This is a genomic window from Paenarthrobacter sp. TE3676, from assembly GCF_056279165.1.
This window is the reverse complement of sequence record NZ_JBWBQU010000008.1, coordinates 209,322-230,503: the sequence shown is the minus strand read 5'-3', so window position 1 is coordinate 230,503 and position 21,182 is coordinate 209,322. Positions and strand designations below refer to the sequence as shown.

The 21,182-nt window shown below is 64.0% G+C and carries 16 protein-coding genes; 9 read left to right on the top strand and 7 right to left on the bottom strand.

Annotated features, from left to right (window positions below):
• The first annotated feature begins 44 nt into the window (after positions 1-44).
• From ACZ881_RS19145 to ACZ881_RS19120, 6 genes are read left to right on the top strand one after another with little or no spacing between them, the layout of a single operon-like run.
• Positions 45-749 (top strand): hypothetical protein, encoded by a 705-nt coding sequence (locus ACZ881_RS19145; RefSeq protein WP_017199350.1) that lies wholly within the window; start codon positions 45-47, stop codon positions 747-749.
• Complete coding sequence (locus tag ACZ881_RS19140) at positions 746-5,200, top strand: FtsK/SpoIIIE domain-containing protein (RefSeq protein WP_476117612.1); 4,455 nt, start codon at positions 746-748, stop codon at positions 5,198-5,200. Before ACZ881_RS19145 ends, ACZ881_RS19140 begins: the two co-directional genes overlap by 4 nt.
• A gap of 12 nt (positions 5,201-5,212) precedes the next feature.
• Positions 5,213-5,848: a hypothetical protein gene (locus ACZ881_RS19135; protein ID WP_476117611.1), complete on the top strand. Its 636-nt coding sequence runs from the start codon at positions 5,213-5,215 to the stop codon at positions 5,846-5,848.
• Positions 5,849-5,887: 39 nt separating this feature from the next.
• Entirely contained in the window at positions 5,888-8,194 is a 2,307-nt protein-coding gene (ligA, locus tag ACZ881_RS19130) for an NAD-dependent DNA ligase LigA (RefSeq protein WP_476117610.1), read from the top strand.
• The gene (locus ACZ881_RS19125) at positions 8,191-9,015 is read left to right on the top strand and encodes an inositol monophosphatase family protein (protein ID WP_476117609.1); all 825 of its coding nucleotides are present in this window, start codon (positions 8,191-8,193) and stop codon (positions 9,013-9,015) included. Before ligA ends, ACZ881_RS19125 begins: the two co-directional genes overlap by 4 nt.
• 24 nt (positions 9,016-9,039) lie before the next feature.
• Entirely contained in the window at positions 9,040-10,248 is a 1,209-nt protein-coding gene (locus ACZ881_RS19120; protein WP_178996500.1) for an AAA family ATPase, read from the top strand.
• A gap of 6 nt (positions 10,249-10,254) precedes the next feature.
• On the opposite strand, the gene ACZ881_RS19115 is transcribed toward ACZ881_RS19120, so the two are convergent.
• From ACZ881_RS19115 to ACZ881_RS19095, 5 genes are read right to left on the bottom strand one after another with little or no spacing between them, the layout of a single operon-like run.
• Positions 10,255-11,289: an aldo/keto reductase gene (locus ACZ881_RS19115; protein ID WP_476117608.1), complete on the bottom strand. Its 1,035-nt coding sequence runs from the start codon at positions 11,287-11,289 to the stop codon at positions 10,255-10,257.
• Positions 11,289-12,656: an LLM class flavin-dependent oxidoreductase gene (locus tag ACZ881_RS19110; RefSeq protein WP_476117607.1), complete on the bottom strand. Its 1,368-nt coding sequence runs from the start codon at positions 12,654-12,656 to the stop codon at positions 11,289-11,291. The genes ACZ881_RS19115 and ACZ881_RS19110 overlap by 1 nt, the downstream gene beginning before the upstream one ends.
• Positions 12,657-12,686: 30 nt before the next feature.
• On the bottom strand, positions 12,687-13,415 hold the full coding sequence (locus ACZ881_RS19105) for an ABC transporter ATP-binding protein (RefSeq protein ID WP_476117606.1): 729 nt from the start codon (positions 13,413-13,415) through the stop codon (positions 12,687-12,689).
• Entirely contained in the window at positions 13,391-14,305 is a 915-nt protein-coding gene (locus tag ACZ881_RS19100; protein WP_476117605.1) for an ABC transporter permease, read from the bottom strand. The genes ACZ881_RS19105 and ACZ881_RS19100 overlap by 25 nt, the downstream gene beginning before the upstream one ends.
• Positions 14,306-14,307: 2 nt before the next feature.
• Entirely contained in the window at positions 14,308-15,414 is a 1,107-nt protein-coding gene (locus ACZ881_RS19095; RefSeq protein ID WP_476117604.1) for an ABC transporter substrate-binding protein, read from the bottom strand.
• Positions 15,415-15,884: 470 nt separating this feature from the next.
• Between ACZ881_RS19095 and ACZ881_RS19090 the strand changes: the two genes are divergently transcribed.
• Positions 15,885-16,397, top strand: coding sequence for a GNAT family N-acetyltransferase (locus tag ACZ881_RS19090; protein WP_178996488.1), 513 nt, complete (start codon positions 15,885-15,887; stop codon positions 16,395-16,397).
• A gap of 58 nt (positions 16,398-16,455) precedes the next feature.
• Positions 16,456-16,848 (top strand): RidA family protein, encoded by a 393-nt coding sequence (locus tag ACZ881_RS19085; protein ID WP_476117603.1) that lies wholly within the window; start codon positions 16,456-16,458, stop codon positions 16,846-16,848.
• 79 nt (positions 16,849-16,927) lie between these two features.
• Here the strand turns inward: ACZ881_RS19085 and ACZ881_RS19080 are convergent, their stop codons facing one another.
• Positions 16,928-17,587, bottom strand: a complete 660-nt coding sequence (locus tag ACZ881_RS19080; RefSeq protein WP_178996484.1) for a response regulator — start codon at positions 17,585-17,587, stop codon at positions 16,928-16,930.
• On the bottom strand, positions 17,580-19,280 hold the full coding sequence (locus tag ACZ881_RS19075) for a sensor histidine kinase (protein ID WP_476117636.1): 1,701 nt from the start codon (positions 19,278-19,280) through the stop codon (positions 17,580-17,582). The genes ACZ881_RS19080 and ACZ881_RS19075 overlap by 8 nt, the downstream gene beginning before the upstream one ends.
• A gap of 198 nt (positions 19,281-19,478) precedes the next feature.
• Between ACZ881_RS19075 and ACZ881_RS19070 the strand changes: the two genes are divergently transcribed.
• Complete coding sequence (locus tag ACZ881_RS19070) at positions 19,479-20,975, top strand: CitMHS family transporter (RefSeq protein WP_178996482.1); 1,497 nt, start codon at positions 19,479-19,481, stop codon at positions 20,973-20,975.
• The last annotated feature ends 207 nt before the right edge of the window (positions 20,976-21,182 follow it).

The window sequence follows — 21,182 nt, the reverse complement described above, 5'->3', positions numbered from 1 at the left end:
CGGCACATGAGACTTACTTACCGCCGACTGAGGAGGCACAGATCATGGGGGATCTAGCAATAGATTTCTGTGGGGAATGGTACGAACCATCCGACGAGGACATCTTCGATATTGGACGCGAAGGTGACTTGGAAGTGGACGACAACCCTTATCTGCACCGACGCTTCCTGCAGATCGCGCGCTACGACGGCATGTGGTGGCTCAGCAACGTCGGCAGCATGCTGTCCGCCACCATTGCTGACGGCTCCGGCGGCATGCAGGCCTGGCTTGCGCCCGGGGCGAGGATCCCGCTGGTCTTCAGCCACACCAACGTGATTTTCACGGCCGGACCTACCACCTACGAGTTCGCTGTTCACTTGAAGACACCGTCCTTCCGGCACGAAGCACGCGATGACGACCAAGCGGGGGACACCACGATCGGACCCGTGGTCTTCACCGATTCGCAAAAGGCGCTCATCGTTGCCTTGGCCGAACCCATGTTGCGGCGCGATGGCACCGGCTTTAGCGCCATTCCGTCATCTGCCGAGGCCGCGAAGCGACTGGGCTGGGCCCTGACCCGTTTCAACCGCAAGTTGGACAACGTCTGCGACAAACTTGACCGCGTAGGCGTCGTGGGCCTCCGCGGCGGGGTTGGAAAACTTGCCACCAACCGCCGGGCGCGCCTGGTGGAACACGCCGTGACGTCACATCTGGTGACTCCGGCTGACCTGCATCTCCTTGAAAAAATGAGTGGAGTCGACGAAGGATGAAGTTCCGCCTGACCTTGCGGCGTGACCCTGCGGAAGCAAAGGACCTCGCCGTAACGGTGGATGGTCGTGCCACCGTGGCTGATATTGCCACCGAACTTTGGGCTGCCGACCCCGCACGAAAGGGGACCGAACCGCCGTCGAACCTGTCCATCAGCGTGGACGAGGCTTTCGTTGGCGGCGGGCTCTCCGGGCACGTCCTGCGGCCGACGGACAACCTGCTGGAGTCGGGGCTGCGGCCAGGGTCCAAGGTCTCACTCGCGCAGGTCAGCGAGCAGTTCGCATCCAACGGGCAGGCCAACGGCAATGGCAGGGGACCGGCAGCGGCGACGTTGCGCGTCATGTCAGGGCCCGACGTCGGACGCGAATTTTCACTGCCTTTCGGCACCAGCTACATCGGCCGGGACCGTGACGCCGACATTCGTTTGTCGGACCCGCTGACGTCCAAGCGCCATGCGCGGATCACGGTGGGCGAAACGGTGGAAATCGTGGACACGAACTCCGCCAACGGCCTCCTCATGGATGGGCTGCCGGTAACCCGGGCAACACTTGAATCCTCCGACACCGTTACTTTGGGTGATACTTCCGTGGGCGTCGTTGCCCTTTCCCGGAACCACGGCGGGGCTCCGTCGTCGCCGCTGGTGGATTTCAATCGCTCCCCGCGTGTGTTGCCCAGGTTCGAGTCGCCCAAGCGCGTGCCGCCTGCGGGGCCGAAGCGCCCGGAACACCAGCCCTTCCCTTACATCATGCTGATCGCGCCGCTCCTGATGGGCGGCGTGCTCTTCGCTTTCACGCAAAACCTGCTCTCCGTGATTTTCATGGCGATGATGCCGCTGTTCATTGTGGGGCACTATGTGGACCACAAAATGCAGAGCAAGCGGCAGGCCAAGGAAGGCCACAAACAGTTCAAAGCCGCCATGCTGGCGTTCCGTGAGGACATCGACAAGCAGCAGAACATTGAGCGCGCTGTCAGGCTCCAGGAAGCGCCGTCCGTGAGCGACACCGTGGACGCGATCTACAAACTCGGGCCCCTTCTCTGGACGCACCGCCCGGAGCATCAGCACTTCCTGGGGGTGCGCTTCGGATTGGGCTCCGCACCATCGCGCATCCAGTTCGACGAACCGGGCGCCAATGAAACTGAACCGCAGTACATGCGGGAAATCCAGGAGTGCCTGCAGCAGGTCCGGGTCATTGAAGGCGTTCCGATCGTGTCGCAGCTGCGCACCTCGGGTTCCTTTGGCGTGGCGGGGGACCGCAGCGTGGTGGACGACGTGGCCCGCGGCATGGTCCTCCAGCTGGTGGGACTCCATTCACCGGCCGAAGTTGTCCTCACGGCACTGACCTCGGCCCGTTCCCGTGAGCGCTGGGACTGGCTGCAGTGGCTCCCGCATGTCGGTTCAGGCCACAGCCCCATATCCGGCGATCATCTCGCTGCCGGCCCCGGTGCCGGTGCTGCCCTGTTGTCGCGGCTCGAAAACCTCGTGGAAGAACGCGAATCCATGGCCAAGGAGCCGGGCCCGCATCCGCGGCCTGGGCTGAAGAACGAGCATGAAGAAGTTCCCGGTCCCGTGGTTCCGGCCGTCCTGGTGATCGTTGAAGACGACGCCCCCGTGGACCGTGGCCGTCTCACGCGGTTGGTGGAACGCGGCCCCGACTACGGCGTGCACGTCATGTGGGTGGCGGCCAACGTACAGTCCCTTCCCGCGGCATGCCGTGACTTCCTCTCGGTGGACGGCGATCACGGCACCACCACCGGCCAGGTCCGGTTGGGCCGCCACACGTACCCGGTGAGCTGTGAAAGCCTCGATGCGGACCTCGCCACGCAGCTGGCACGCATGATGTCGCCGCTGGTGGATGTTGGAAACCCGCTCGACGACGACTCCGACCTCCCGCGCGCTGTCTCCTACGCCACGCTGATCGGCAAGGATCTGATGGACAATCCACAGGCCGTGGCCGAGCGTTGGCAGGAGAACAACTCTGTCCACGCCACGGCCGTGCCCAACCGGAAGGACAACGGCAGCCTCCGCGCGCTGGTTGGTTCCAAAGGTGTGGAGCCGTTCTACCTCGACCTCAAGAACGAAGGTCCGCACGCACTGGTCGGCGGAACCACGGGTGCCGGTAAATCCGAGTTCCTCCAGTCCTGGGTGATGGGCATGGCTGCCGCCTACAGCCCGGACCGTGTCAGCTTCCTGTTTGTGGACTACAAGGGCGGCGCCGCATTCGCCGACTGCCTGCACTTGCCGCACACCGTTGGCCTGGTGACCGACTTGTCCCCGCACCTGGTTCGTCGTGCGCTGACATCCCTGCGGGCAGAACTCCACTACCGTGAACGGCTCCTGAACCGTAAGAAAGCCAAGGACCTCTTGGCGCTGCAACGCGAAGCCGATCCCGAGGCACCCCCGTACCTCATCATCATCGTGGACGAATTCGCGGCGCTGGCTACCGAAGTTCCCGAGTTCGTTGACGGTGTGGTGGACGTCGCCGCCCGTGGCCGGTCCTTGGGCCTGCACCTGATCCTGGCCACGCAGCGGCCCGCCGGTGTCATCAAAGACAACCTGCGTGCCAACACCAACCTCCGCGTTGCCTTGCGCATGGCCGATGAAGTGGACGCAACGGACATCCTTGGCGTCCCGACAGCCGCTTACTTTGACCCGTCCATTCCCGGCCGTGGTGCCGCGAAGACAGGTCCCGGCCGCATCCAGGGCTTCCAGACCGGCTACGCCGGCGGCTGGACGACGGAAAAGCCCCAGCGACCCCGGATCGACATCGTGGAGATGGCGTTCGGGTCCGGCCCCACATGGGAACCGCCCTTGGTGTCGCAGGTTGAAGAAGAACCCGCCGGACCCAACGACATTGCCAGGATGACCGGAAACATCATCCGGGCAGCTGACGTCCTGTCCATCGAGCCTCCCCGGAAGCCATGGCTCAACGAACTCGCCACTACCTACGATTTCTCCAAGCTTCCCAACCCGCGGACCGATGAGCGGCTCTTGCTCGGCGTGGCGGATGACCCCGCCCACCAGGACCAGCCCACAGTGTTCTACGAGCCGGACAAAGACGGCAACATGGCCGTCTACGGCACGGGCGGATCCGGTAAGTCGGCGGCACTGCGCGGGATCGCCATCGCCGCAGCTGTCACACCGCGTGGTGGGCCGGTTCACGTCTATGGCATCGACTGTGGTTCCTCGGGACTCAAGATGCTTGACGGCCTTCCGCACGTTGGCGAAATCATTAACGGCGACGACGTGGAGCGCGTAGGGCGCCTGCTGCGCTGGCTCAAGGAAGTGGCGGACGACCGGGCAGCACGGTTCGCTGAGGTCCGGGCCTCCACCATCGTCGAATACCGGCAGCTGGCCAACCGCCCGGAGGAGAAGCGCATCTTCATCCTGGTGGACGGAATGTCTTCGTTCCGTGAATCCTACGAGTACAGCAACTTGTCTGCGCTGTGGGACATCTTCCTGACACTGGCCACCGACGGACGTCCCTTGGGCATCCACCTGGTAGTCAGCGGTGACCGCACCAACTCTGTTCCGGCGTCGCTCCTTGCCTCCATCCAGAAGCGGCTGGTCCTGCGCCTCAGCTCCGAAGACGACTATATGACCCTGGACGTCCCCAAGGATGTCCTCAACGCTGCATCGCCTCCCGGGCGTGGCCTGCTGGACGGGTTGGAAGTTCAGCTCGCCGTGTTGGGAGGGAACTCGAACCTCGCGCTCCAGGCCCGGGAAGTGGCCAAGCTCAGCCAGGCGATGCTCCGCCAGGGACTCGAGCAAGCACCGCAGATCCAGCGGCTTCCGGAACTGGTGGACCTGGACATCCTGCCCACCGGCGCCCCGGACAACCCAGTGATTGGTGTCGACGACGAAACGCTGGGTTCGGCGGCCATCGCCGCCAAGGGATCACTTCTGCTGGCTGGCCCCCCAGGCGCCGGACGCACAGTCGCCCTGGTCACCTTGGCCTACGCCTTGCGGCGTTCCAACCCGCGCACTGATTTGATCTACATCGGTTCCCGGCGTTCCGCCGTGGCATCACTGAACATCTGGAGCAGGTCATTGGTGGGGCCGGACGAGGTCTCGGACGTAGTGGACGACCTGATCGACAAAGCCTCGGATAACCCTGGCACCATGGCCATCTTCATCGAGGGCCTCACTGAGTTCACGGACACCTTGGCCGAATCCGGCGTGGGACGTTTGGTCACGGCCGCAATCAAGGCTGATCAGTGGGTGGTGGGCGAGTCTGAGACCTCCACATGGTCCCAGGCATGGTCCCTTGCCCAGCCGTTCAAATCCGGACGCCGCGGGCTTCTGCTCAACCCCGGAGATGTGGAAGGCGACAGCCTCCTCAACACCTCCTTGGGCCGCATCAGCAAGGACTTCATCCCGGGCCGCGGATACATCGTGGGCCGTGGAAAGGTACGCAAGCTGCAAATCGCCATGCCGCCTGAAAACCGTAGCTAGGAGGCTGCCTACATGCGACGCCCCGTAATTCCAGCCGTGGTGCTGGCTGTTGGATTGCTGTGTGCGCCCGCTGCAGCCGCACACGCTGCGCCGTGCGATGGGAAGATCCTCTGCGTACCCTCGGAGGCACCCACGGAACCGGAAGCCACGCAGCCCGGGCTCGCTCCGGAAACGGACAAGATTCCGTCATCCAAACCGGAGCCGACCCGGGTCAGGGAGCCTGAGGTTGCTCCTGCGCCTGCCCCGCCGGTTCAAGCCCCGCCGGTGCAAGCCCCGGTTCAAGCCCCGCAGCCTGTTCAGGTTCCGCCACAACCGGCGGCGACCCAGTTCGTCACCGTAGCGCCTCAGGGGACCGATGCGGCGTCGAACTCGGCCGAACCCACCGCAACCTCTGGTGCGACGTCCGCGTCAGCAACGCCGTCGTCCTCTCCTTCCACTGGTTTCGCAAGCGCAAGCCCGGGCAAGTCCTCCAACTGGAACACGCCGGTGGATAAGGGCAAGGAGACGGAAGCGGCCGCGTTGGCTTCGAGCTCATTCTCGGGTCCCAACATGCTCGGACTGTTCGGCCTCCTGGGGGCCGTCCTGGTGGTTGGCCTGGGAGGGCTGGCATTCGCGTTATGGAGCAAGAACCGGCTGTCGTCCCACTAGCAGCTCTTTAATGTCCGTGGGTTACGGCAAGATAGACCTGTGAGCACACCAGAGAATCCGGATCCGGTCGACACCACAACCCAAGACGCCGCTGCGGCAATCGTCGCGGAGGAAGGGACTCCGCCGTCGGAGTCCCTGCGGGATGAGTACGAGCAATTAGCGGACCTGGTCCGTAAGTACCGGTATGCCTACTACCAGGAAGACTCGCCAACGGTTTCCGATGCGGAGTTCGACGAACTGTACCGCCGGCTGGAGGAACTGGAAGCACTGCACCCGGAGCTCGTCTCCAATGACTCGCCCACCCAGGAGGTTGGTGGCGAGGTCTCGTCCGCTTTCGCGGCGGTGGAGCATCTGCAGAGGATGTACAGCCTTGACGACGTCTTCTCCTTGGACGAGCTTGAAGCCTGGGTCCGCAAGGCTGCAGCGTCGGTGGCGAAGCTCGGCGATTCCGTCCCGCCCATCGCCTGGCTGACTGAACTGAAGATCGATGGCCTTGCCGTCAATCTGCTGTACCGGGACGGGAAACTGGTCCGTGCCGCCACCCGGGGCGACGGCACCACAGGTGAGGACATCACTCACAACGTCCTCACCATCAAAGAGATCCCACGGCAGCTCAGCGGTTCAGGCTATCCGTCGGAAGTAGAAATCCGTGGCGAGGTGTTCATCCCCTCCAAGGCCTTCGTCGAGTTCAACGAGACGCTCGTCGCCGCCGGCAAAGCACCGCTTGCCAACCCCCGCAACGCCGCCGCTGGATCGCTTCGCCAAAAGGATCCAGCTGAAACCGCCAAGCGTCCGCTCAGCATGTTCGTCCACGGCATCGGCGCCCGTGAAGGGCTCGAAGCGAAGAGCCAGTCAGAAACGTACAAGCTCCTTGAAGAATGGGGGCTCCCGGTCAGCCCATACCTCAAGGTGTTGGACACGTTCGACGACGTCCTGAAGTTCATCGCCGACTATGGTGAGCGCCGGCATAAGCTCCTGCATGAGATCGACGGCATCGTGGTCAAGATCGATGACTTCGCCACCCAACGTGCACTTGGTTACACCTCCCGGGTTCCCAGGTGGGCTGCTGCCTACAAGTACCCGCCCGAAGAAGTCCACACCAAGCTCCTGGACATCGCCGTGAACGTTGGCCGAACAGGGCGTGTGACTCCCTTCGGCCTGATGGAGCCGGTGAAGGTGGCCGGTTCCACGGTGGGAATGGCTACCCTGCACAACCAGGACGTGGTCAAGGCCAAGGGTGTCATGATCGGCGACATCGTCGTTCTCCGTAAGGCAGGAGACGTCATTCCGGAGATCGTCGGCCCGGTGCTGGCCCTGCGTGACAAACAGGATCCGCCGGTTCGCGAATTCGTGATGCCCACGGAATGCCCGTCATGTGGCACGCCGTTGGCGCCGTCGAAGGAAGGCGATGTGGACATTCGTTGCCCCAACGCCAAGTCCTGCCCCTCGCAGCTGCGGGAGCGCGTGTTCCACCTCGCGGGCCGCGGCGCGTTCGATATCGAGGCGCTCGGGTGGGAGGCCGCTATTGCCCTCACACAGCCGGCTGAGCCTGAGACGCCGCCCCTCACCAGTGAGGCCGGCCTGTTCAGCCTGACGCGTGAAGACCTGGCGGACGTCAAGATCCGCAGGGAAAAGCGGTCCAAGGGTGTGGGAACGGGCGAATACGAGCTCGTCCCGTACTTCTACACCAAGGGAACGGCCAAGTCTCCCTCCAAGCCCACTGCAACGACGGAAAAACTGTTCGTGGAGCTGGAAAAGGCGAAGACGCAGCCGCTGTGGCGAGTACTTGTAGCGCTCTCCATCCGGCACGTCGGGCCAACTGCTTCGCGTGCTCTTGCCACCGCATTCGGAAGCATGGATGCCATTCGCAATGCCACGGAAGAGCAAATGGCTCACGTTGACGGCGTCGGACCCACCATTGCCGTGGCGCTCAAGGAATGGTTCGCCGTGGACTGGCATAACGAGATCGTGGACAGCTGGGCGGCCGCCGGGGTGCGCATGGAGGATGAACGGGACACCTCGGTGCCCCGCACCCTTGAGGGGCTCACGGTGGTAGTTACCGGTACGCTGCCTAACTTCAGCCGCGACGAAGCCAAGGAAGCCATCATCATCCGCGGCGGCAAAGCCTCCGGCTCCGTCTCCAAGAACACCAGTTACCTGGTGGCCGGTGAAAGTGCCGGCACCAAGCTGGACAAGGCCGAGCAACTCGGCGTGCCGGTGCTGGACGAGGACGGCTTCCGCGAGCTCCTGGCCAACGGGCCGGCACAGACCGGGACGGAAGCTGAAGCCGCAACGGATGAAGCAACCGTAGTGGATAAAACAGCAGCGGAAGCGGCCTCCGAATGACGGACGCCGGAGAACTGCTTGCTGTAGCAAAACGTGCGGCGGCTGCGGGCGCTGCTGTCCTTGCACAGTGGTCCGCCACCGGCACGGGCGGCGACGGTCTGGAAACCAGCAACAAGGGCGAGGCCGGTGACTGGGTCACCGCTTTTGACGTCGCAGCTGAGAACGCGGTCCGTGAAGCGATCATTGTCGAACGGCCCCACGACACGATCACGGGGGAGGAACACGGTACTATCCGGCCCGAACGGCCCTCGGGATACCGCTGGTCCATCGATCCCCTGGACGGGACCACCAACTTCATCCGCAACATCGTCTATTACGCCACCTCCGTTGCCGTAGCAGATTCCGACGGCGTCTGGCAGGCCGGCGTGGTTCACGCGCCGGCGTTGGGGCGCATCTATTCCGCGGCCCGCGGACATGGCGCGTGGATGGAAGCCGGGGGAGAGGCGACGCGCCTGGCGGGTCCGGTTCCCGGGCGCACCGGCCTCATCCTGGCCACCGGCTTCAGCTACGATCCCGCTACCCGGGCAAGCCAATCTGAAGGCCTCGCAGGGCTCATGGACGGATTTGCCGACGTCCGACGTTTGGGCTCGGCTGCACTGGACCTCTGCTTGGTGGCGGACGGAACCTTCGACGCCTACGGTGAGCGGGGCCTCAACGAGCACGACTTCGCTGCAGGTGCGCTGATTGCGGAAGAAGCGGGTTGCTGGGTGCGCCGGCCTCGCCTGGAGAGCCCACTGGATGGCGGTCCGAGCACAAAAGACCGGTTGTCGGCCTGGATGTGTGCAGGGACCTTGGAACTCTCCGGCAAATTCCCGTTGTGACTATTCGCAAGTGACCATCAACCATTGATCAAAGCACTCGCCATCGCCAACTACCGGTCCATCCGGGATCTCGCCATCGAGTTGCATGGCCTGGACATCGTGACCGGAGCCAACGGCAGTGGGAAGTCCTCCCTCTATCGGGCACTTCGGCTGCTCGCCGAATGCGCCGGCGGTGACTCCGGAAACGTGGTGGGCTCCCTGGCCCGGGACGGCGGGTTGGCTTCCACACTGTGGGCTGGGCCCGAGTCCATCAGCGAGGCTATGCGCCGTGGTGAAGTACCCGTCCAAGGGACGGTCCGTCGGGAGTCGGTAAACCTGAAGCTGGGCTACTCCAGTGACGACTTCGGTTATCTGGTGGACCTTGGCATGCCGGCATCCAGCGGCGCCGGGTTTGACCCGGAAACCGGCCGTTCCCGGCCTTCGGCCTTCAGCCTGGACCCGGAGATCAAACGGGAACAGATCTTTTCCGGTCCCGTGGCACGGCCCGGTTCGTTGCTGGTGGACCGCAAGGGCAGCCTCGCCAAGCTGCGCGGACCGGATGGCGAGTGGACCGAACTGTCCCGGCGTTTGGACACCTTCCAGAGCATGCTGACGGAGGTCTCGGACCAGGACCGTGCACCGGAAGTCCTGCGGGTCCGTGACTCGGTTCGTTCATGGCGCTTCTACGATCATTTCCGCACTGATGCCGAAGCTCCTGCACGTCAGGCGCAGCTCGGGACACGCACCCCTGTGCTGCATCACAGCGGCAAGGATCTCGCCGCCGCACTCCAAACGCTACGCGAGGTGGGCTTCGAGCGGCAGTTGGATGCCGCCGTCGACCACGCCTTTCCCGGAAGCCGTTTGGAGATCGCCGTCAGCGACGGCCGGTTCAGTGTGGAGTTGCGGCAGCCGGGCATGCTCCGGCCCATGAAAGCCGCTGAACTTTCGGACGGAACGCTGCGCTTCCTCCTGCTCACCGCTGCATTGCTGACGCCGCGGCCCCCGGAGCTCATGGTCCTCAACGAACCCGAGACAAGCCTTCACGTTGACCTGATGCCGGCACTGGCCGGACTGATTGTCCAGGCCAGTGCCAACAGCCAGATGATCGTGGTGACCCACTCCGAGGCCTTGCTCAAGGCACTTCGCGAAAGCGGAGCCGCCCACGAGCATGAGCTCTACAAGGACCTGGGCGAGACCAGGATCAAGGGTTTGGGACCGCTGGAAGGTCCGTTGTGGAGCTGGCCCAAGCGTTGAAGTGCTTTACCTCAAAGAACGACGACGACGGGCCGGCTCAGTCAGCCACACCGGTTCATAGCCGGCATCAGCTGCGTTGAGGGTTGTTCCGGGCGGCACGATCTCGTCGATCCTGTCCAGCACATCGGGGGACAACGTGAGCTTGTCTGCCCCGAGAGCTGCTTCGAGGTGGTCGAGGGTTCGTGGACCGATGATCGCCGAGGTGACGGCAGGGTGTTCGAGAACGAAGGCCAAGGCCAGATGAACCAAGGAAAGCCCGGCCTGTTCCGCCAGCTCCGTCAGCTCGAGCACGGCCTTCGTCTTGAGGGCGTTCCCGGGAAGGTTCGGGTCGTGCCGGGCTGGTTGGCGGGCCGCTCGGCTCGACGCAAGGTGACCGCCGTCGGCCTTGATCCTGCCTGACAACCACCCACCGGCGAGCGGACTCCATGGCAGGACGCCGAGTCCGTGCTGCTGCGCCAAAGGCAGGACTTCGCGCTCGGCGCCCCGTGCCAGGATCGAGTAGGGCGGTTGTTCGGTGACCGGCCGCTCCCGATGGCGCTCGCGGGCCACGTACTGGGCTTCGACGATCTGGCCGGGGAGGAACGTGGACGTGCCGATGTAACGGATCTTGCCTTGGGTGACGAGGTCGCTGAGCGCTCCCAGGGTCTCGTCGATGTCCGTGTCGGGATCGGGCCGGTGCACCTGGTAAAGGTCGATCCAGTCTGTCTGCAGCCTGCGGAGGCTGTCCTCGACTTCCCGGATGATCCAACGCCGCGAATTGCCGGCTTGGTTCACGTCGTCGCCGAGGCGTCCGTGGACTTTCGTGGCCAGAATGACCTGATCGCGCCGACCCTGCAGGGCCTTGCCCACAATTTCCTCTGACTCGCCCTGGGAATACACGTCGGCGGTGTCCACCAGGTTGATGCCGGCGTCCAGTGCCCGATGGATGATGCGGATGCTGTCATCGTGGTCGGGATTTCCGATGGCCCCGAACATCATGGTCCCCAACGTCAGCTGGCTGACCTTGACGCCCGTTCGGCCCAGGTTCCGGTATTCCGTCATCAGAACGCCGACCCGATGGACGTGAGCTGCTTGCCCTCGGAACCGGCAAAACGGTTTTCAGGCCGGGCCAAGCCGTAGTGCCCCCGCAGTGTGGACTCGGTGTATTCGGTGCGGAACAGGCCGCGTTGCTGGAGGATCGGCACCACCTGGTCGACGAAGATCTCCAAACCGGAGGGGAGGACCGGCGGCATGATGTTGAAGCCATCTGCGGCGCCGGCAAAGAACCAGTCCTGGATGGCGTCGGCAACCTGTTCGGGTGTTCCGGAGAAGGTGCGGTGCCCTCGTCCTCCACCCAGGCGGCCGATCAGCTGGCGAACGGTGAGCTGCTCGCGGCGGGCCAGTTCCACGATCAGCGTGTAGCGGCTCTTAGCTCCTTCAATATCGTCCTCGGAGGGCAGGTCTGCGGGCAGTTGGCGGTCCAGGGGAAGGTCTTCCGGGGCCAGGCGCAGTGTCTTGGCCAACTGCTCCCGGGCGTACTCGGGCTTGATGAGTTCGTCGAGCTCGCGCTCAAGCTTCAGGGCTTCAGCCTCCGTGGAACCTATAACGGGGACGATGCCCGGCAGGATCTTGATGCCTTCCGGGTCGCGGCCCACGGCTGCTGTACGTGCCTTGAGATCCGAATAGAAGGCCTGGGCATCGGCCAAGGTCTGGTGGGCGGTGAAGACAGCTTCGGCGTACTGCGCCGCCAGCTTCTTGCCGTCCTCGGAAGAACCGGCCTGCACGATCAGCGGGTGCCCCTGCGGCGAACGGGGGACATTGAGCGGTCCGCGGACACGGAAGTGCTTGCCTTCGTGCTCAATGGCCCGGATCTTGCTGTCATCGCCCCACACGCCCTCGGCCTTGTCCGCCAGCACGGCGTCGTCTTCCCAGCTGTCCCAGAGCTTCTGCGCCACCTCAATGAACTCGGCAGCCCGCTCATAGCGGACGGCGTGTGCCGGTTGGTCATCGACGCCGAAGTTGCGCGCGGCATCCGGTCCCGCCGTCGTGACGACGTTCCAGCCGGCGCGGCCGCCGCTGACCCAGTCCACTGAAGCAAAGCGGCGTGCCAGGTTGAAGGGGTCGTTGTAGGTAGTCGAGGCGGTGGCGATCAAACCGATCCTCTGCGTGACCGCTGCAATGGCGGTCAGCAGTACCGTGGGCTCCAGTTTGCCAGCAGGACGGCGACCCACCTCGCCGAACAGGACGGGCGAGTCGGCGAAGAAGATGGAGTCCAGCTTTCCGCGTTCAGCGGTGCGGGCCAGATGCTGGTAGTGCTCCACCTTGGTGGAGGACAAAGGGTCGCTTTCGGGCAGCCGCCACGATGCTTCGTGATGGCCTGTGCTCATGAGGAAAGCGTTCAGGTGAAGTTTGCGCTGTGGTTCGGTCATGGGGTTTCTCCTTGGATTGAATATGAGGGTTTAGGCAGCAGCGTGGACGCCGAGGGCTTCGAGCAGTTCGCCCCTCAGCGTTGAATGGTCGACGGCGGTCCCGGCTTTGCGCTCAAGGGAGACGCGGCCGTCGCGGAGGACGACGACGCGGTCGGCCAGCGTGATGGCTTCGTCGACGTCGTGGGTTACGAGGAGGACCGCCGGGCGATGGGCGGCGACGAGGTCCTTCAACAGCACATGCATCTTTAGCCGGGTGAGGGCGTCGAGGGCACCGAAGGGTTCATCGGCCAAGAGCAGCTTGGGTTCACGAACCAGCGACCACGCCAAAGCGACGCGTTGCTGTTCACCGCCGGACAGCTCATGCGGCCAGGCCTTCTCGCGGTCGGCAAGTCCCACCTCGGCGAGGGCGTGGCGCCCGCGGGCATCGGCGTCGTGATCCCTGAGTCCCAAAGTGACGTTGCCCAGTACGCTGTCCCACGGCAGCAGGCGGGAATCCTGGAAAACTACGGACACCTGGTCCGGCACCTTCACCACGCCGCTGCCCCGGACATCGCGGTCCAAGCCTGCGAGGGCCCGCAGCAGGGTGCTCTTGCCGCAGCCGCTCGGGCCGAGGAGGGCCACAAACTCGCCGGGTGCAATGTCGAGGTCGACTCCGTTGAGGACGCCCTTCGGGCCGAAGCTGCGGATGAGGTTGCGGACAGAGACCTCGTGGGAGGGGCCGGTGCGCGGTGTGCCTAGCCCGCCAGCGTGCGTTGCCATGACAGTGCCTTTCGTTCGAGGAGCCGGACAGCGGCGTCGGAAAGCAGGCCGAGGATGCCATAGACGGCCAGGCCCAGGACGATGATGTTCGTTTGGCCATACGTGCGGGCGAGCTCCATCATGTAGCCGATGCCACTGGTTGAGTTGATCTGTTCCACTACCACCAGCGACACCCACGCGCCGGTGACTGCGAAGCGGAGTCCCAGGAAGAACCCCGGCAGAGCCCCCGGCAAGACGACGCGGCGGATGAATCCGGCCCGGCTAAGGCCGACGGTTTGTGCCAGTTCGACATACCGCAGGTCTATGCCCCGCAAACCGGCATGAGTTTGGAGATAGATCGGAACGAACACTCCCAGAGTGATGGTGAGGACCTTCATGGTTTCGTCGATGCCAAACCAGAGGATGAGCAGCGGGATCAGGGCGAGACCGGGAATCGCCCGCTTGATCTGCACCGGACCGTCGATCAGGGATTCGCCCACGCGGCTCAATCCGGACAGGACCGCAAGCAACGCACCCACCACGATGCCGAAGAAGAGGCCCAAACCTGCCCGCTGTGCCGAGATCGCCAGGTTCTCCTGTAGCCGGCCATCGGCGATCAACTCGCCCGCCGTGGACACCACGGTCCACGGTTCGGACAGGATGCGCGGGTCAAGCAGGCCTGTAGCCGAGGCAACCACCCATATCAGGATCAGCGCGGCCGGACCCACCAAACCCGCAAAACGGCGACGCTTGCCAGGACCCAGTCGACGGCTCGTCGGGCGGACGTCAGGCCTTCCCGTGAGGGCCGGGTCAAGGTGAGGCTCGACGACGGCACCCGGGGGAGCTGCGACGTCGCCCCTTGGCGGGGGAGTGGTCGGCGTAGTTGCGTGCCGGGCGGCAGTTGTAGTCATGGCTATGCTCCCTTCCCGGCTGCCGCGTAAGCCGTCCCGGCAATGGCCTCGAACCGGAGGTCGTACAGCTTGGCGGCGTCCAGCTCGGGCTTCTTCTGTTCCTTGGCTAGGAGGTTGATAGTCTGCTGGTGGCGGGAAATGGCTTCCGTCCATGAGGTGGGGAGGTCGCGCTCGCCGGCGGCATCAATCAAGTACTGGCCGTCCTCAGCGGATAGCCCTTGGTTCTTGACGTAGTAGCCTTCGAGCCATTCTTTGGGGTGGTCTTGGATCCAGCGTTGGGCCTGGCCCCAGAGCTCGACGTATTGGGCAAGCGCTGCCGCTTTGGCTGGGTCATCCAGCACCTTGGCTGGCGCGTAGAGGTGGCCGGGGTCATCCCTGAGACCGTGCCGCAGGGTGGTTCCGCCGTCGGCGCCGTATTTGGCGAGGTAGCGCTTGATCTGGACACCGCCGAGTGGCGCGGCGTCCACCTGCTTGCTGGAGAGGGCTGTGGAGTAGGTGTCGCCGGTGCTGGGCAGTTCCACGAGCTTCACGTCGCTTTGCTGGAGTCCGGCCTTTTCGAGGATCCGCAACACCAAGGCGCCCTGTGCCTGGCCGGGGCTGTAGGCGATTTTCTTGCCGCGAAGGCCTTGAAGGTCGGTGATGCCGGCCCCGGGTGCCACGCCGAGTTCGTACAGGGGGTGGTTCACGGCATCCTGCCGATAGACGCTGGCGACGATGCGGACATCCAAGCCGGTCCATGTTGCGTGAATGGGTGGGATGTCGGCCACGGATCCCACATCAAGGGCGTTGGCCCGGAACGCTTCAGTAGTGGCAGGGCCACCGGAAATGTTGGCGAACTTCACGGGGAAGCTGAGTTTCTTGTCCAAGCCGGACAATTCCAGTGCGACTTGTACGGAGGGGTCGCCCACCACCAACGTGGTCCCTTCCGGGACGTTGGTTGCCAGTGGTGCCGTGACTTGGGCCGCTTGCGTTGCTTGTCCGCCTGCGGTGGCTGCTCCGCCGCAGGCGGTGAGCAGGCCGAGGGCGGGAATGGCCAGGAGGGCGGCAAGGACGTGGCGGCGGTTGGGTGTTTTGGGGAGTTTTTGGGCGCGGAGGGACGCGGGTAGCATGCAAAAGCCTTTCAGGTGCGGGAGGGTTTCGCTGGACCGGAGCCGAAGGCTTCAACGGGCAGCGCTGCAGATCGCTAGTTCTGAAGGCAGGACGGACAGCAGGAGTGAGCCTGCGCTACGTTTGTTTGGAAATCGGTCGCGGGCATCTGTTCCTCCTGTTCTGTATCCACGAAGTTGTCACGGCTATGAAGGCGTCAGTACTTCGCCGTGTGGCAACTCAAGCACGCCCGCAATACCCTGCGCCAGCGTTTCGACATTTGCCCGCAACAGCACGAAACCGGGGTTCACGGCACGCAACGCGGCTCAATTGGACGCCACAGGAGGCAACACAATCGGCAGCCCGACGGAACCGGAGAGGAACAGCGGGAGTCAACCACCCGGCGTCGTGCGTTCCGTTCGAGACTGATAGTTCCATCACGGAAAGGCGCATTTAGCGTTGTTGGTGCGTGAAGGGCGACTACCATTGGTAGGTGCTTTCGCCGATTACCGTCCGTCCCGCCCTGCCCGAAGACTACGACGCCGTTGCCCGCATTACGCAGGACTCCTACGTCACCGCGGGGTATTACGGCGACGCCGATCACCCGTACCTGAAGAAGCTCCAGGACGTGGCCGGACGCGCGGAGCACGCAGAGATCCTGGTGGCAGAGCGCAACGGTGAGGTCATCGGCTCCGTGACGGCAGCACCGGCAGGCGGCGGCTTCTCCGACATCGGCCTGGAAGACGAACTTGAACTGCGTACCCTCGTGGTGGATCCGGCAGTCCAGCGCTCCGGTGCGGGCCGCGCGTTGGTGCAGGCCGTCGTCGACCAAGCCAAAGCCATGAATGGCATCAAGGCTGTGTCCCTGACTACGGGCGCCACGTGGGAAAGCGCCAACGCCCTCTATGCGCGGACGGGTTTTGAGCGGGCCCCGCACCGCGACTGGTTCGTTCCCGGCACCGACATAAAGCTGTTCGTTTACCGGCTGGACCTCCCGCGGTCATAAAGTTTCCTTCGTAAACGCCGGTCAACGGACCGTGCGAAAGCGACAGGAAAGGCGCGGCATGCGCAAGACATTCGGCACGGGTTCAGTCTGGGAGCAGACTCTGGGTTACTCCCGCGCAGTCCAGGTGGACAACACACTCTTCATTTCTGCCACGGCTGCCTCAGGGCTCGTTGATGGCAAACAGGCGATTGTTGGCGATGACTTCTACTCGCAGACCAAGTACATCCTGGAGAAGCTCGGCGCTGTGCTCGAAGACGCCGGGTTCTCTTACGATGACGTCGTCCAGTCCAAGCTGTACCTGACGGACATCAGCAAATGGGAGGACGCCGGCCGCGCTCACGGTGAGGTCTTCGGCGAGATCCGTCCCACGCTGGCCTTGGTGCACGTCCTGCCATTCCTGGATCCCCAGATGCTGGTGGAGATCGAGCTCGTGGCGCAGAAGTCCGCGTAACCCACCTACCGCGCCCAACTAAGTCGCATTTGTGCGCGTTTTGAGCCCTCAAAACGCGCACAAATGCGACTTAGTTGGGTCAGGCGGGGACGCCGTAGCGGTGTTCGGGGCGGCCTGTGCTTCCGTAGCGCAGTTGGATTTCGACGGCGCCATCGTCCGCTAGCGAGGACAGGTACCTTTGCGCTGTGGCCCGGGAAACGCCTACCCGCTCAGCAACCTCGGCGGCCGAATATTGCTCTCCGGGAAGCAACGATTCCAGAACCGCCGCCTCCGTCGCGGACCGCGGCTTGGCTGACGGTGTTACATCGCCCGGAATCAGGGACCGCTTGGCTCGCTCAATGGTGGTCTGGTCAACGGCTGTCTGCTGCCCCAGAATCCGGCGATACCGGGCGTAGGACCGGAGCTGTTGAGAAAGGGACTCGGCCGTGAACGGCTTCAGCATGTATCCCAAGGCGCCGCGCCGCAGTGCAACCTTGATGGATTGCGCGTCGGAGGCAGCAGTAAGCATGATCGCGTCAACGTCCAGCTGACCCAGCAGGTCCAAGCCTGAGCCGTCCGGCAAATACACGTCCAGCAGCACCAGATCGGGACGCAGGCTGTGGATCGCCTGCAGCGCTTGGGAAACCGACCCCGCCGGCGCCAAGGCCATGAAGCCGGCCACGGAATCCACATAGGCTGCATGGAGTCTTGCCACGTGGAAGTCGTCATCCACGATCAATACCCGCAAATCCTCAGCCATTGCTGTCCTCCCTCAACGTTAAGTCCGCCCCTGCGCCCGCGTGCTCCGCGGAATCCATGACGCCAGGGATGGCGGCCATGAACACTGCCCCGGGTCCGCCGTGGCTGCCGGGCTCCAGAACGCGGACATCACCTCCGCGCCGCCGCGCAAGCTGCCGCACCAGCGCCAGCCCCAAACCTTGTCCAGCCCCCGAGCGTACCGGTCGTTCCGACGTCGTAAATCCCTCGGCGAAAACCTCCTCCGGCTCCAGGCTCCCCAAGCCGTCGCCCGAATCGCCCACCACCATGTGCAGGGTTCCACCGGTTTGGGTGACATCATCCAGCAGCTCAACTTCCACCCAACGTTCCGTTGAAGAACCGCCGACGGCGGCACTCACCGCGTTGTCGATCAGGTTGCCGAGCACGGTGGTCACGTCCTGGGGATCGGCCACGTGTCCACGGACCAGCGTTTCGGGTCCGATGCGGAGGGATACCCCGCGCTCGGATGCTTCCACCCCCTTGGCGCCAATGAACGCCTGAAGGTACGTATCCTGGAGCAGTTCGGCCTGCTCCACCGGGAACTTCAATGGCCCTGTGGCCGAGATGCGGGCGAGGTACTCTTTGGCGGCATCATGCTGGCCGATGCTCATGAAACCGGCGATGGTATGCAGTTGGTTGGCGAATTCGTGGCGCTGGGCGCGGAGGGCCGTGGACATGGTCCCCACGGCGTCGAGCTGGCGGGTGAGTTGCTGCAATTCCGTACGGTCGCGCAGCATGACAACCCAGCCCAGGTCCTCCTGGCGGTGCCACGCTTTGCGCGCGCTGGCGACCAGGACGCGTCCGCCGGCAACAATTTCCACGGCTTCGGCGTCACGGGCTGCGGGCTGGGTGAGCTGCTTGAGTTGCTCGGGAACGGTGGCGGACGCCCAGTCCTGACCGGTGGCGTCGGGCATGTCCAAGAGTCGTGCAGCGGCGGCGTTAAACACCGAGATGCGTCCGTCCGCGGCGATGCCGATCACGCCATCATCCACACCTTGGAGCACGGCAACCTGGTCGTGGACCAGGGTGCTGATTTCTTCCGGTTCCAATCCGAGTGTGAGCCGCTGCAGCCTGCGCCGGAGCAGGAAGGACGCCAGGACGCCGGCAAGAAGTGCACCGCCGGCGGTGAGTGCAATGGGCACGATGTCGCGGGCCAGGCTGTTGCTGAACGACTCCACGGAATAGCCAACGCTGACTTCGCCCACGATCGAGTCAGAACTCTCCGGCGCGAACACGGGGACCTTCGCCCCTGCCGATGGTCCTAACGTTCCCGTGTTGCGTGTGGTGATTTCCTGCCCGCCCAGTGCAACTGATGGATCCGTGCTGACGCGTTCGCCCAATCGTGCCGTGTCCGGGTGGGCCAGCCTCAGCCCCGTTTCATCGGTGATCACCACGAACAGGGCCCCGGTCCGGATCCGAACCGCTTCGGCCGCAGCCTGCAGCGTGCCGCCGGCGAGGACATCCGGGGGAGGCGTTCCTTCATCTTTGCTGATGGCTTGGACGCCGGACCTTATATCCGGATCCGCGGCGACCGTCCTTGCAAGGGTGAGTGCTTGGTTTTCGGCTTCGGTACCGATCCGTTCGTACACTAGCCAGGCATGGACCGTGCCGCTGAGCAGGACCACCAGCAGGACAACCCCCAACTGCAGGAGAAGGGTTTGGGTGGAGAAACGCATGCTGACCCTGCTGTTGCGCGGCACCTTTGCTCCTTTCCTCCTGATCCATTGAATCACTGAGCACAATGCGCAAAACGTTCGCAACGAGCAGTATTCCCAACAATTCCCGGAAACCCCTGTCCGTGACGGCCGCCACCATATCGTCTGTAGTGCGCATCACACCGACGTGGCGCCATTCACAGTAGTAAGGAGCCGGCCGTGCTGGTTTTGCTTGGATTCGCAATGATTGCGGTATTCATGGTCCTGATCATGACCAAAAAATTGACGCCAGTACTGGCGCTGATCATCGTCCCCACAGTCTTCGGCCTTTTCGCCGGAGCGGGTCTCGGCATCGGCGACATGGTGATGGACTCCATGAAGTCCATGACGTCCACGGCCGCGCTCCTCATGTTCGCCATCATCTACTTCGGCCTGATGATCGACGTCGGACTGTTCGACCCCCTGGTGAAGTTCATCCTGCGCAAGCTGGGCAACGACCCCGCGAAGGTTGTCCTCGGCACCGCCATCCTGGCGGCCGCTGTCTCCCTGGATGGCGACGGATCCACAACCTTCATCCTCACCACGGCTGCCATGCTCCCGGTCTACCTGCGTCTCAAGATGAGCCCAGTGGTCCTCACCTGTGTAGCGGGCCTCGCCAACGGCACCATGAACATCCTGCCCTGGGGCGGCCCCACGGCGCGTGCAGCCACCGCGCTTAAGCTTGATGTGAACGACGTCTTCGTGCCTATGGTCCCTTCGCTGATCGTCGGCCTCATTGTGGTCATGGTCTTCGCGTGGCTGCTCGGCCTCCAGGAACGCAACCGCCTCCGTACCACTGCCCCCGAGATCTGGGGCGACGTCGCCGATCCTTCGGAAGCGTTCGACGGCGGCACGGGCCGTGGCGGTTCGGTTGCCGCGGGTTCGGGTTCAGGATTTGGCGCTGGTCGTTTCGGCTTTGGCCGCACCGGCGCAACTGCAGGCAAGCCTGGCAGCGGCGGAGGTTCCGGCGTCGCGGTTCTTGAAGATCCGGCCACACTGGTGGACGATCACGACACCGCCATGGCAGACACTGCCCTTGACCCCAACCGCTCAACGCTGCGTCCCAAGCTGTTCTGGTTCAACCTGGGCCTGACCGTTGCCGTCATGGTGGTCCTGGTGGCCAACATCGTTCCGCTGCCGTTCGTTTTCATGGTCGGCTCCGCGATCGCCCTGCTGGTCAACTTCCCCAAGGTCAAGGACCAAGGCGCACAGCTGATCGCCCACGCGCCGTCCATCGTCGCCGTCGTCAGCATGGTCATGGCCGCCGCGGTGCTCACAGGTGTCCTCAACGGCACGGGCATGGTCAAAGCAATGTCCGAGTGGCTGGTCCAGATCATTCCCGCCGAGATGGGCCCGTTCATGGCGGTCATCACCGGCCTCCTCAGCATTCCGATGACGTTCTTCATGAGCAACGACGCCTTCTACTTCGGAGTCCTGCCGGTCCTTTCCGAAACCGCCGCGCACTACGGCGTAGATGCAGTGGACATGGCCCGCGCCTCCATCACCGGGCAGCCTTTCCACCTGCAAAGCCCCTTGGTTCCGGCGATCCTCCTGCTGGTCTCCCTCGCCAAGGTAGACCTGGGCGACCACCACAAGAAGGTCCTCTGGCGCACGGCAGTCATCTCGGTGGTCATGCTGGCGGTAGGAGTCCTGACCGGAGCCATCGGCATCGGCTAGCTAAATGGCGCGGCCTAAAGCGGCCGCCCTCCGGCCGCTGCGGAGTCAGACCCAGTCCGCCCCCGCAAACCCACCCATTCCCCAACCCAAAACAACAAACGAGACAGCAAAGCGCGAATGGTCCGCTTTGCTGCCTCGCTTGTTGTGGGTGACTCGGCGCTGGGTGGGCACTGACCGCAAGGTGAGCTGGCCACAAGGCGGCGGTCG